Genomic DNA, 12,660 nt, shown 5'->3' on the forward strand with positions numbered 1-12,660 from the left:
GGTGCTATTTAAAAGATAGCTGCTGGCGCTTTTCCCTATTGGGTTTGTCAGGGAAATTGCCCGTAAACCCTTGTGGGTAAAGCGCTGGCAGCTCCTGTTTTTGCTGCCACTTGTCGCATGGATGTAACCGGTTTTGTGCAAAAATTGAAACCGGATTACATGCACATCAGGAGACCCTCATGCAATTGCTTCGCGCCACCAAGATCGTCGCCACCCTGGGCCCCGCTTCCAGCGACCCCCAGCTGCTTGAGCAGATGATCCGCGAGGGCGTCAATGTCGTGCGCCTGAATTTCAGCCACGGCAAGGCACAGGACCACATCGACCGCGCCACCATGGTGCGCGAGGCCGCCCAGCGCGCCGGGCGCGAGGTGGCCATCATGGCCGACCTGCAGGGGCCAAAGATCCGTGTGGGCAAGTTTGCCCAGGGCAAGGTGTGGCTGGAGCCCGGCGCCTCGTTCGTGCTGGACGCTTCGCGCACCGAGCCGGGCGACCTGCAGGGCGTGGGGCTGGACTACAAGGAGCTGCCGCGCGACGTGAAGCCGGGCGACACGCTGCTGCTCAACGACGGCCTGATCGTGCTCACCGTGGAGGCGGTGCGCGGCGACGCCGTGCACACCACCGTCAAGCTGGGTGGCGAGCTGTCCAACAACAAGGGCATCAACAAGCAGGGCGGCGGCCTGACGGCGCCCGCGCTCACCGCCAAGGACATGGAGGACATCAAGACCGCCATGGGCTTTCAGGCCGACTACGTGGCCGTGAGCTTTCCCAAGAACGCCATCGACATGGAGATGGCGCGCCAGCTGTGCAACGTGGCGGCGGCCGAATATGGCCACCGTCCCGCGCTGATCGCAAAAATTGAGCGCGCCGAAGCCATTCCGCGCCTGGAGGAAATCCTGCGCGTGTCCGACGGCATCATGGTGGCGCGTGGCGATCTGGCCGTGGAGGTGGGCAACGCGGCGGTGCCCGCGCTGCAGAAGAAGATGATCACCATGGCGCGCGAGATGGACAAGGTGGTCATCACCGCCACGCAGATGATGGAGAGCATGATCACCAACCCGGTGCCCACGCGCGCCGAGGTGAGCGACGTGGCCAACGCCGTGCTCGACGGCACCGACGCCGTGATGCTCAGCGCCGAGACGGCGGCAGGCAAGTACCCGCTGGAGACGGTGCGCGAGATGGCCAACATCTGCGCGGCCGCAGAGGCCGCCGAGGACGTGAAGCGGGACGCCGACTTCACTGGCCGCACCTTTGGCCGCATCGACCAGAGCATTGCCATGGGCGCGCTGTTCACCGCGCACCACCTGGGCGCCAAAACCATCGTGGCGCTGACCGACAGCGGCTCCACCGCGCTGTGGATGAGCCGCCACCGCATCCATATTCCGATTTACGCGCTTACCCCCAAGGTGGCCACGCAGCGCAAGATGGCGCTGTACCGCAACGTGCGCCCACTGCTCATGGACACGAGCGCCGACCGCGATACCGCCCTGGAGCAGGCCGAGATTCACCTGAAGGCCCGCCAGATCGTGCAGCCGGGTGACATCTACGCCATCACCTGCGGCGAGCCCATGGGCGCACCGGGCGGCACCAACATGCTCAAGATCTGCCGCGTGGCATAAGTCCCCCGGGGCTACTGCGGCGCTGGCGGGCTTGGATGGGGCAGGCCCTAGAATCGAGGGTTACCAAGCGGTTACCACCGCTTTTCCTCAACCCTCGAACGGACTCCCCACCATGCCTCTCGTCTCGATGCGCGAACTGCTCGACCATGCCGCCGAAGCCGGCTATGGCATCCCCGCCTTCAACGTCAACAACCTGGAGCAGGTGCAGGCCGTCATGGCCGCGGCCGACGAAGTGGGCGCACCCGTGATCCTGCAGGCCAGCGCCGGCGCGCGCAAGTACGCGGGCGAGAGCTTCATCAAGCACCTGATCGCCGCCGCCAGCGAGGCCTATCCGCACATTCCGCTGGTCATGCACCAGGACCACGGCACCTCGCCCGCCATCTGCCAGGGCGCGCTCGACCTGGGCTTCGGCTCGGTGATGATGGACGGCTCGCTGCGCGAGGACGGCAAGACCCCGTCCGATTTCGCCTACAACGTCGACGTGACGCGCCAAGTGGTCGCCATGGCGCACCGGATCGGCGCCACCGTCGAGGGCGAGCTGGGCTGCCTGGGCTCGCTCGAAACCGGCCTGGCCGGTGAGGAAGATGGCGTGGGCGCTGAGGGCAAGCTGGACCATTCCGCGCTGCTGACCGACCCCGAGGAAGCCGCGCAGTTCGTCAAGGCCACGCAGCTCGACGCGCTGGCCATTGCCATCGGCACCAGCCATGGCGCCTACAAGTTCACGCGCCCGCCCACGGGCGACGTGCTGGCCATCAGCCGCGTCAAGGAAATCCATGCGCGCATTCCCAACACCCACTTGGTGATGCACGGCTCCTCCAGCGTGCCGCAGGATTTGCTGGCGCTGATCAACCAGTACGGCGGCAAGATGAAGGAAACCTACGGCGTGCCCGTGGCGGAAATCCAGGAAGCCATCAAGTACGGCGTGCGCAAGATCAACATCGACACCGACATCCGTCTGGCCATGACGGGCGCGGTGCGCAAGTTCCAGGCCGAGAACCCGGACAAGTTCGACATGCGCGAATGGATGAAGCCCGCGCGCGAGGCCGCCAAGGCCATCTGCAAGCAGCGTTACCTGGAATTCGGTTGCGAAGGCCAGGCTGCCAAGATCAAGGGCGTGCCGCTGGCCGCGATGGCACAAAAATACGCCGCCGGCGAACTCGCGCAGGTCGTGCGCTAAGCGCGCCGCGGGGCGCTTGCCGCCCGCGCACCGGCCATGCCAAGGCAGCCTGCGGGCTGCCTTTTTTTGCACGTGGCCCGGGCGCCACGCGTGTGGGGGCAGCTCCCTACAGCGCGCGCACGCGGCGGGGGTGCAACCATCTTCATGTAAGCTTGTGGTCAGATATGAATACATCCGCTTTGGCAGCCCGCCGTTGGCTGCCCCGTCTGCTTTTGGCCTGTTCTGTCTTGGCGCTCGGGGCCTGTGCGCCCCTGGAGCGCCAGCCGAATGAGTACCAGGTAGGGCGCTCGCGCCTGAACCTGCCCGCGGGCGACTGGGAGGATCTGGGCACGACTGACACCGTCTATCCCCTGCCATCGCAGCCGGGCGGCAGCATTGCGCTGCAGGCGCGTACCCTGGTGCTGCACGGCCCCAAGAAGGAGGTGCTGGCGGTGCTGCGCGTGCAGACCAACCGGGGCAACTTCGAGCGCGAGGACGTGCTGTGGACCGGCAACTGCCCACGCCAGCAGGGCATGGACGTGGAGGACGCACGCAGCGGCTCCAACGTGCGCGTGGACTGCCTGCGCATGAAGCGCTGGGCCGACGGCGCCTGGATGGACAAGTACCAGAGCGAATGGGCGCAGTGGCTGGCCGGCCGCAAGCTGGCCCCGCTACAGCCAGCCAGCTACATCAGCTACCGCTATGGCATGGACCGGGGGGCCCTGGTCGTGGTGGACGCCTGGGTGGTGCAGAACCTTTTGCGGCCACCAACGCGCAACAACCATGAATTCCTGGTGGCCGGCAGGCCCGCCAAGGCGTGGACCGAGGCGCTGGCCCAGGCCGCTCGGCAGAGCACCGGGATGATGGACGGCACCTTCACCATCCCGCCCTTCCCTGTGCCCGCGGGGCCCCGGTCTTAGTGTGGTGTTCGACGCTGTCTGGAACATAAAACCGCGTCTTTGCCGCCCTGGCAGCGTTGTCAATCCTCGCGATAGCTACGGCTATCGCTGCGGTTGGCGCCTCGCCAGGACGACAAATCCATCGGTTTTATTTGTTCCATCAAGCGTCGAACACCACACTGGCCGGCGGCCTGTGCCTGGGGGAGGTTGCGCAGCATCAAGCGGTGGTTCCGGCTTCGGGATAACCACCTGCGTGAGAGAAGGAGCCCGCTGACACAATGCGGGCTATCCGTTTTGTAACGATAAGTTTGGAGAGACAAGCATGCAAGACCGCCCCTGGCTGGCCGCTTACCCGCAAGGTGTTCCGGCCGACATCGACCCGTCGCAGTACCCGTCCCTGGTGGCCCTGATGGATGAAGCGTTCACCAAGTACGCCGACCGGATCGCCTACAGCTTCATGGGCAAGGACATCAGCTACGCCGAGACGGACTCGCTCAGCCGCGCCCTCGCGGCCTATCTGCAGAGCTTGGGGCTGGCCAAAGGCGATCGCGTCGCCATCATGATGCCCAACGTGCCGCAGTACCCGGTTTCGGTGGCGGCCGTGCTGCGTGCGGGCTACGTGGTGGTCAACGTCAATCCACTCTATACCTCGCGCGAGCTGGAGCACCAGCTCAAGGACTCCGGCGCCAAGGCCATCATCATCATCGAGAACTTCGCCACCACGCTGCAGGGCTGCGTGGCCAACACGCCCATCAAGCATGTGGTGCTCTGTGCCATGGGAGACCAACTCGGCTGGCTCAAGGGCGCACTGGTCAATTACGTGGTGCGCAACGTCAAGAAGATGGTGCCCGAGTTCGACCTGCCCGGTGCCGTGCGCTTCAACGACGCCATTGCCCAGGGCTCGCGCGGCAGCTTCAAGGCGCCGGACATCAAGCCCGACGACATCGCGCTGCTGCAGTACACCGGCGGCACCACCGGCGTCTCCAAGGGGGCCGTGCTGCTGCAGCGCAATATCATTGCCAACGTGCTGCAGTCCGAGGCTTGGAACGCCCCCGTGATGAGCAAGGTTCCGGCCGGCGAGCAGCCCACGGCGGTGTGCGCGCTGCCGCTGTACCACATCTTCGCCTTCACCGTGAACATGATGCTGTCCATGCGCACGGGCGGCAAGACCATCCTGATTCCCAACCCGCGCGACCTGCCTGCGGTGCTGAAAGAGTTGTCGCGCCACAGCTTCCACAGCTTCCCGGCGGTGAATACGCTGTTCAACGGCCTGGCCAACCACCCCGACTTCGGCAAGGTCAACTGGAAGAACCTGAAGATCTCCGTGGGCGGCGGCATGGCCGTGCAGGGCGCCGTGGCCAAGCTCTGGCTGGAAAAGACGGGCTGCCCCATCTGCGAAGGCTACGGCCTGTCGGAAACCAGCCCCTCGGCCAGTTGCAACCCGGTCACCGCGACCGACTACACCGGCACCATCGGCGTGCCCATCCCCAGCACCTACATGAAGCTGCTGGACGACGAAGGCAACGAAGTCACCACCCTGGGCCAGCCCGGCGAGATCGCCATCAAGGGCCCGCAGGTCATGGCCGGCTACTGGCAGCGCCCGGACGAGACCGCCAAGGTCATGACCGAGGACGGTTACTTCAAGAGTGGCGATATCGGCATCATCGACGAGCGCGGCTACTTCAAGATCGTCGACCGTAAGAAGGACATGGTGCTGGTCAGCGGCTTCAACGTCTATCCCAACGAGGTCGAGGACGTGGTGGCCAAGATGCCTGGCGTGCTCGAATGCGCCGTGGTGGGCGTGCCCGATGAGAAGACCGGCGAGGCCGTGAAGCTGGTCATCGTCAAGAAAGACCCCGCGCTGACCGAGGCGCAGGTCAAGGAGTTCTGCCGCGCCAATCTCACGGGCTACAAGCAGCCCAAGGTGATCGAGTTCCGCACCGACCTGCCCAAGACCCCCGTGGGCAAGATCCTGCGCCGCGAGCTGAGGGACAAGAAGTGAGCACCCCCTTGAGCCGCTGCGTGGCGGGGCGGCCCTTGCGTGGCGCGCCCCCATGAGCACGGCCATCCTCAGCGCGCTGCCTGAAGAGCAGGCCGGCCTGGTGCAGGCGCTGGCGCAGCCGCAGCGCATCATCCACGCCGGGCGCTCCTTCTGGCGCGGTGAACTGTACGACCGGCCCGTGGTGCTGGCGCTTTCGGGCATGGGCAAGGTGGCAGCCGCCACCACGGCCACGGCGCTCATTGAGCGCTTCGGCGCAGCGCGTATCTTGTTTACGGGCGTGGCCGGCGGCGTGGGCGATGGCGTGCGCGTGGGCGACGTGGTGGTGGCCAGCGACTACCTGCAGCACGACATGGACGCCTCGCCCCTCTTCCCGCGCTGGGAGCTGCCCGGCTACGGCGCGGCACGCCTGGCCTGCGATACGGCTCTGACGGCGATGCTTGTGCACGCTGCCAGCGCGTGCCTGGAAAGGATGGGCGGCGCCCTTGGCTCCCAAGCCGGCGGCGGTGCCGCGCCGCGCGTGCACCAGGGCCTGGTGGCCAGCGGCGACCGCTTCGTCTCGGCCGCGCAGGACGCACATGCGCTGCGCACCGCGCTGCATGCGGCGGGGCATCCGGTGCTGGCGGTCGAGATGGAGGGGGCAGCCGTGGCCCAGGTGTGCGCCGACTACCGCGTGCCCTTCGCCGCTATGCGCACTATCTCGGACCGCGCCGACGATATGGCGCATGTCGATTTCAACCGTTTCGTCGCCACCGTGGCCAGCCGCTACGCCGACCACATCGTCGGGGACTGGCTGCGTTTGCTCTGAAAAAAGGAGCTTCCAGCGCTTGCCGGATAAGCGCTAGAGGCGATTTTCACGCGTATGCGCGGCGTTACTTCAGCCACCCGCGCTTGCGGAAGTACAGCATGGGCACGATGGCGCTGGCGATCATGACCCCAATGGCGTAGACGTAGCCGAATTCCCACTCCAGCTCCGGCATGGCACGGAAGTTCATGCCGTAGACGCTGGCGATCAGCGTCGGCGGCAGCAGCGCCACGCTGGCCACCGAGAAGATCTTGATGATCTTGTTCTGGTTGATGTTGATGAAGCCGACGGTGGCGTCCATCAGGAAGTTGATCTTGTCGAACAGGAAGGCCGTATGGCTGTCCAACGAGTCGATGTCGCGCAGGATCTGGCGCGCCTCCTCGAACTGCTCTGCGTTCAGCATCTTGCTGCGCATCATGAAGCTGACGGCGCGGCGCGTGTCCATCACGTTGCGGCGGATGCGCCCGTTCAAGTCCTCCTGGCGCGCGATGGCGCCCAGCACCTCGCCCGCCAGCGCGTCGGTCACGTTGCCCGAGAGCACCTTCTTGCCCGCCAGTTCCAGCTCATCGTAGATGCCTTCCAGCGTGTCGGCGGAGTATTCGGCGTCGGCGTCGAAGAGCTTGAGCAGCACCTCGCGCGCGTCGGTGATGAGGCCTGGTGCACGGCGCGCGCGCAAGCGCAGCAGGCGGAACACGGGCACGTCCGCGTCGTGGATGGAGAACAGCACGCCCTTGCTTTTGAGCTCATCGTTGACCAGGTTCAGGATGAAGGCCACGCGCACGCCGCGCGGCTGCTCGTGGTCGTCGATGAGAAAGTCGCTGCGGATGTGCAGCTCGCCGTTGTCTTCTTCGTAGAAGCGCGCCGATTCCTCGATGTCCTCGTCCATCGCGTCTTCGGGGATGGACAGGCCGTAGTGCTGCTTGATCCAGCGTTTTTCCTCGGGCGTGGGGGACTCCAGGTCCACCCAGATCGGCTGGAAGCGCGACAGCTCTTCCAGGGACTCGATCTCTTCCTGGACCAGGCGGCCATTGGCGAGCGTAAAGATGTTGAGCATGGGCTCACTCCTTGTGGGGGGCGGGGGCGACGAAGCGGGAGGGGGTGCTTTCAGTCACCCGGAGCGAGCCAGGCGCTGAAAGCTACCGACTGGGGTAGGTTTCCAAGGAGTGTTCTCCGGTAAGCAAGCGGCGGATTATCGCACCGCAGCAATGACAGCGCCGTGTCGGTGTTTCACGTGTTGCTGCGCTGCACCATGGCCTGCGCGCGGCACAGGTCGGCCCAGGCGGCTGCCTTGGCCTGTGGCGCGCGCAGCAGGTACGAGGGTGCGTAGGTGGGAACCACGGGAATGCCCTCCACGCTCTGCGGGCTGGCGCGCAGGCGGCCCAGCGGGTCGCTGCAGCCGAGTACCGTGCGCGCCGCCGGCAGCCCCAGCGCCAGCACCACGGCCGGGCGCAGCGCATGCAACGTATCGGCCAGGGCGGCGGGCGCGGCGGTAGGGCCGCGCAGCAGCGGCGCGATGAAGACGCCCGGCTGCCGGTGCAGCCGCAGCGCGCGCAGCATGTTGTCGAGCAGGCGGCCGGTTTCGCCAGCGAACGGATCGTCTTCCTGGGCGCATTCCACCACCACCAGCCAGGTGGGCTGCGCGGGTGCACCCGCAGCCGCCGCCTGCGCAGGGTAGGCCGGGCGCGGGGCCGCCAGGGTGAAGGCCATGCCGGCCGCCGCTTCGGCCGCAGGCGCCGCGGTGGTGGTGGGAGCGGGTGCCGTGGTGGGGGGCGGTGCCGCTGGGCGTGCCGCGGGGGCGGCGGCAGGCGTGGCGGCCGCCACCGGGGGCATCGGCGCGGATGGTGCGGGGGGCGCCAGCGCCGCTGCGGGAGCCGGAGCGGGCGCGGGGGCCGCACCGGGCAGCCACAGGGTGATGCCCATCTCTTGCAGCATGGCGCGCTGGCGTGCGTCGAGGTTCAGGGGCATAGGTTCAGCTGCATGACGATGGCGTCCTCGCGCAGGCCTGCGGCGGCGGGGTAGTAGGCCTTGCGCACACCGACCCGGCGGTAGCCATGGGTTTCATAGATTTGGCGTGCCCGCGTATTGCTCTTGCGAACTTCCAGCCAGAGGGATTGCGCGCCGCAGCTGCGCGCCCAGGCGTTGAGCGCCTCCAGCAGCACGCGTGCCCAGCCCTGGCCCTGGTGCTGCGGGGCCACGGTGATGTTGAGCAGGTGCGCCTCCTGCACCCCCTGCATGGCGACGTAGTAGCCGAGCAACGTGTCTCCAGCCAGCAGCAATTCGGCCTGGTAGCCAGCCGCCAGGGTGTCGATGAAGTTGCCGCGCGTCCAGGGATGGGTATAGGCCTGCTGCTCGACGTCCAGCAAGGCATCCAGGCGCGCCAGTGACAGCGCCTCGAAGCGCGTAGCGTGCCCAGACGCGGGCTGGGTGGTGGCGTGCGCGGCGTGGGCGCTCATGGGGCTGCGGTGGTCTGCGCTGCGGCCTGCCGCAGTGCGGCCCGCTCGGCGGTGGTCTGCGCCACCTTGTCGCGTACGTACAGCGGCAGCGCCTGGCTGGCGGGCACGGCGCGGCCCGCGGCCAGCCAGGCAGGTGCCAGGCGCAGCAGCGCCGCCGCACTGGGCAGGGCGTGCAGCCGGGGTGCGGTGGCCGCTTCGGGGGCCAGGCGCTCGCCGTAGGCCGCCGGCGCGTTGCCCACAAGGGCGAAACCGGAGGGTACGGGCACGGCTTCAGGCGCGCACAGGCCGCAGTCGGCCAGCGCCGTCCACTGGTTGCCGTCCCATTGCCAGGGCGCGTGGTAGACCTCGCCCATGCGGGCGTCCAGCGTCGCCACCACCGCGGTGCAGCCGTGCAGTGCACGGGCTTCCTCGGCCACGGCAAGCAGGGTGTCGATCGGCAGCACGGGCAGGCCGGCACCCCAGGCCAGGCCCTGGGCGATGGCGCAGGCCGTGCGCAGTCCGGTGAACGAGCCGGGGCCACGCCCGAAGGCGATGGCCTGCAAGTCCCCCAAGGCCAGCCCAGCCTGCGCCAGCAGGCCCTGGACACCAGGGATCAGCGTGCCCGAGGCGTGCGCGCCACCGGGGCCGCTGTGCGTCCACACCTGTGTGCCGTGCTGAACGGCGATGGACAGGGTGTCGGTGCTGGTGTCGAAGGCAAGCAGTTTCATGGGCAGGCAGGCAAAGCAGCCCTGGATTATCGACGCCTTGACGAAATATCAAAAATGATAGCTGCCAGCGCTTGCTGCGTAAGGGTTGAAGGCCAAATTTGCTTAAAATGTGAGCATGTACTCCTTTGGTCTCTCCCGTCTTCGCGGCCGTGGGGCTGTCTGCATGCTGGCCGTGCTGCTGTGCAGCGCGGCGGCCGCGCAGCCCGCGTCGGTCCTTCCCGCCGAGGTGCAGGCGGCGCTGGCCGCCGCCAAGCTGCCGCCTGAGGCTTTGGCCGTGGTGGTGGCCGATGCCGATGCACCGCGCAAGCCGCCGCGCCTGGCCTGGCGTGCGCAGGTGCCGGTGAACCCGGCCTCGGTGATGAAGCTGGTCACCACCTTCGCTGCGCTGGACCAGCTGGGGCCCGCCTACACCTGGCAGACGCCGGTGTACCTGGAGGGCACGCTGCAGGGCGGCACGCTGCAGGGCAATGTCTATATCCAGGGCCGGGGCGATCCCAAACTCGTGGTCGAACGGCTGTGGCTGCTGCTGCGCCGCCTGCAGGCGCAGGGCGTGCACGCCATCGCGGGCGACATCGTGCTCGACCGCAGCGCTTTCAGCCTGGGCGCGCACGACCCGGCGGCTTTCGATGGCGAGCCCAACCGGCCCTACAACGTGGCGCCCGATGCGCTGCTGGTCAACTACCAGGCCATCGCCCTGACTTTCGTGCCGGACAGCGTGGCCGGCGTGGCGCGCGTGTCCTACGAACCACCGTTGGCGGGCCTGCAGTTCCAGGCCAGCGTACCCCTGGCGGCGCCGGGCACGGCCTGCGGCGACTGGCGCCAGACCCTGCGCGCCGAGCTGGGCGAGGCCGCGCGCATCGCCTTCGCCGGAGTCTTTCCCGCCGCCTGCGGCGAGCGCACCTGGGCCGTGGCGCCAGCGCAGCCCGCGGCCTTCAGTGCGCGGGCCATCGAGGGCATGTGGCGCGCACTCGGCGGCACGCTGGCAGGCCAGGTGCGCGACGGCAGGGTGCCGGCGGGGCTCCAGCCCGCGTTCAGCACCACCTCGCCCGCACTGGCCGAGGTGGTGCGTGACATTAACAAGTACAGCAACAACGTCATGACGCAGCAGGTGTTTCTGACACTGGGGCTGCAAAAGGGCGGCGCGGGCAGCTTCGAGGCCGCGCGCGACGCCCTGCAGCGCTGGTGGCGCCAGCGCCTGGGCGGCGATGCGGACCTGCCGGTGGTGGACAACGGTGCGGGCCTGAGCCGCGAGGCGCGCATCAGCGCCCAGGCCCTGGCACGCATGCTGCAGCTGGCCTGGGCCGCGCCGGTCATGCCCGAGTACCTGGCGTCGCTGCCCATCGCCGGCGTGGACGGTACGCTGCGCCGCAGTACCAGCCGTGCGGCGGGTGCGGCCCACCTCAAGACCGGCAGCCTGCGTGATGTGATGGCCGTGGCCGGCTATGTGCACGCCGCCAACGGCCGGCGCCAGGTGCTGGTGGCCATCGTCAACCACCCCAACGCCAGCGTCGCACGGCCCGTGCTGGACAGCCTGATCGACTGGGCCGCGCGCGACCAGTGAGCGAATGGATGGGCCTGTACGGCGCATGCCCCCGGGGCTGATCCGCGTTATCCCCAATGGATGGTGCAGCGCAGGTGGGCGCACGATGCCGTGCTGTTCACAGACCAAAGGGTTCCCTCTAAGACCTATTTCCGCCTGACCTGCGTGGCCTCCGCCGCGGTGTTGCTTGTGGCCTGCGGGGGCTCGGATGGCCCCGAGCGCGGCGCGCTGATTGATCCGCCCGCCGTGCTGACCACCCTGACCGCCGCGCAGATCGATGCAAGCGCCGCCAGTGCCGGCCTGCAGGCGCTGACCGGCAAGGCCAAGTGCGATGTGAAGGTGGTGGCGCTGAACTACAACACCGTGGGTGCCAAGCCCGGCGAGAACACCAACGCTTCCGGTGCCATGCTGGTGCCCAGCGGCGCCTGCACGCAAGCCGCACCGCTGCTGGCCTATGCGCGCGGCACGGACGTGCTCAAGACCCGCACCATGGCGAATCCGCAAGATTCGGAGACCTTTCTGCTGGCCGCCTTCTTCGCGGCCCAGGGGTATGCCGTGGTGGCGACCGACTACCTTGGCTACGCCAAGTCGAGCTACGCGTTCCACCCCTACCTGCATGCCGACTCCGAGGCGACGACCATCATCGACTCTGTGCGGGCCGCGCGCCAGGCGGCTGCGAGCGTGGGCGCCAACCTCTCGGGCAAGGTGATGTTCTCGGGCTACTCGCAGGGCGGGCATGCGTCGATGGCGGCGCAGCGCGCAGCCGAGCGCGACTATGGCAGCGAGTTCAACGTGGCCGCTGGCGCCCACCTCGCGGGGCCTTACAACCTGGGCGACGCGGTGCGCGTGCCCGTCGCCATCGCGGGCTACCAGGTCTTCGTTCCCTTCATGGTCACGTCCTGGCAGAAGGTGTACGGCAATCTGTATACCGACGTGAAGACGGTCTTCAAGGCGCCGTACTCCGGCTACATCGAAAACCTGATGCCCAACCCCACCAAGGGGTCCTCGCAGCTCATCGCCAGCGGTGACCTGCCGGGCGGCACGCCCGACCAGGCGCGCGATGCCATGTTCCAGGCCGACTACCTGGCCGGCGCCAGCACCAGCGCCACGCATCCGTTCTATCTGGCCGCCAAGAAGAACGAGCTGCTGGGCTGGACGCCCAAGGCGCCCGTGCTGCTGTGCGGCGGCGCGGGCGACCCCACCGTGCCACCGGCAGTGCACCAGCGGCCCATGAAGGCGGACTTTGACAGCCGGGGCGTGAAGAACGTCACCTCGGTGGACGTGGACGCGTACGTCCAGGCCACTTTCGGCATTGGTGGCAAGGCGCCAACCGACCCCACTTCCGCCGCATTTGCCACCTACTACGGCAACTACCACGGCCAGTACGAGCCTCCGTTCTGCCTGGCGCAGGCGCGTGGGATGTTTGACGCGGTCAAGTAAGCCGCCACCCGCCCCAGAAACAAAAAAGCCGACCCTTGGGTCGGC

The 12,660-nt window shown here is 67.7% G+C and carries 11 protein-coding genes; 7 read left to right on the forward strand and 4 right to left on the reverse strand.

The features are described 5' to 3' along the window. Positions 1–179 precede the first annotated feature (179 nt). From pyk to BN2503_RS03255, 5 genes are all read left to right on the forward strand, one after another. The gene (gene pyk, locus BN2503_RS03235; RefSeq protein WP_054255202.1) at positions 180–1,616 is read left to right on the forward strand and encodes a pyruvate kinase; all 1,437 of its coding nucleotides are present in this window, start codon (positions 180–182) and stop codon (positions 1,614–1,616) included. A gap of 112 nt (positions 1,617–1,728) precedes the next feature. After that, positions 1,729–2,793 (forward strand): class II fructose-bisphosphate aldolase, encoded by a 1,065-nt coding sequence (gene fba, locus BN2503_RS03240; protein ID WP_054255203.1) that lies wholly within the window; start codon positions 1,729–1,731, stop codon positions 2,791–2,793. Positions 2,794–3,005: 212 nt separating this feature from the next. Continuing rightward, a complete protein-coding gene (locus BN2503_RS03245; protein WP_233494994.1) occupies positions 3,006–3,692 on the forward strand; it encodes a hypothetical protein in 687 nt (228 codons plus the stop codon). A 301-nt stretch (positions 3,693–3,993) separates the two neighbouring features. Beyond that, complete coding sequence (locus BN2503_RS03250; RefSeq protein WP_054255205.1) at positions 3,994–5,673, forward strand: long-chain-fatty-acid--CoA ligase; 1,680 nt, start codon at positions 3,994–3,996, stop codon at positions 5,671–5,673. A gap of 52 nt (positions 5,674–5,725) precedes the next feature. Then, positions 5,726–6,478, forward strand: coding sequence for a 5'-methylthioadenosine/adenosylhomocysteine nucleosidase (locus BN2503_RS03255; protein WP_054255206.1), 753 nt, complete (start codon positions 5,726–5,728; stop codon positions 6,476–6,478). A 64-nt stretch (positions 6,479–6,542) separates the two neighbouring features. Here the strand turns inward: BN2503_RS03255 and corA are convergent, their stop codons facing one another. From corA to tsaB, 4 genes are all read right to left on the reverse strand, one after another. After that, the gene (gene corA / locus BN2503_RS03260) at positions 6,543–7,529 is read right to left on the reverse strand and encodes a magnesium/cobalt transporter CorA (RefSeq protein ID WP_054255207.1); all 987 of its coding nucleotides are present in this window, start codon (positions 7,527–7,529) and stop codon (positions 6,543–6,545) included. A gap of 173 nt (positions 7,530–7,702) precedes the next feature. Next, a complete protein-coding gene (locus tag BN2503_RS03265) occupies positions 7,703–8,440 on the reverse strand; it encodes a uracil-DNA glycosylase family protein (RefSeq protein WP_054255208.1) in 738 nt (245 codons plus the stop codon). After that, positions 8,431–8,928 carry a ribosomal protein S18-alanine N-acetyltransferase gene (gene rimI / locus BN2503_RS03270; protein WP_054255209.1) on the reverse strand — a complete coding sequence of 166 codons (498 nt, stop codon included), beginning with the start codon at positions 8,926–8,928 and terminating at the stop codon, positions 8,431–8,433. Before rimI ends, BN2503_RS03265 begins: the two co-directional genes overlap by 10 nt. Then, positions 8,925–9,635, reverse strand: coding sequence for a tRNA (adenosine(37)-N6)-threonylcarbamoyltransferase complex dimerization subunit type 1 TsaB (gene tsaB, locus BN2503_RS03275; protein WP_054255210.1), 711 nt, complete (start codon positions 9,633–9,635; stop codon positions 8,925–8,927). The genes rimI and tsaB overlap by 4 nt, the downstream gene beginning before the upstream one ends. Before the next feature lie 163 nt (positions 9,636–9,798). Between tsaB and dacB the strand changes: the two genes are divergently transcribed. Continuing rightward, entirely contained in the window at positions 9,799–11,196 is a 1,398-nt protein-coding gene (gene dacB, locus BN2503_RS03280) for a D-alanyl-D-alanine carboxypeptidase/D-alanyl-D-alanine endopeptidase (protein ID WP_233494995.1), read from the forward strand. A gap of 144 nt (positions 11,197–11,340) precedes the next feature. Continuing rightward, a complete protein-coding gene (locus tag BN2503_RS03285) occupies positions 11,341–12,615 on the forward strand; it encodes a lipase family protein (protein WP_054255277.1) in 1,275 nt (424 codons plus the stop codon). The last annotated feature ends 45 nt before the right edge of the window (positions 12,616–12,660 follow it).

Origin of the sequence: Paenacidovorax caeni, from assembly GCF_001298675.1 — a bacterium.
In the GTDB taxonomy this organism is placed as follows: Bacteria; Pseudomonadota; Gammaproteobacteria; order Burkholderiales; family Burkholderiaceae_C; genus Paenacidovorax; species Paenacidovorax caeni.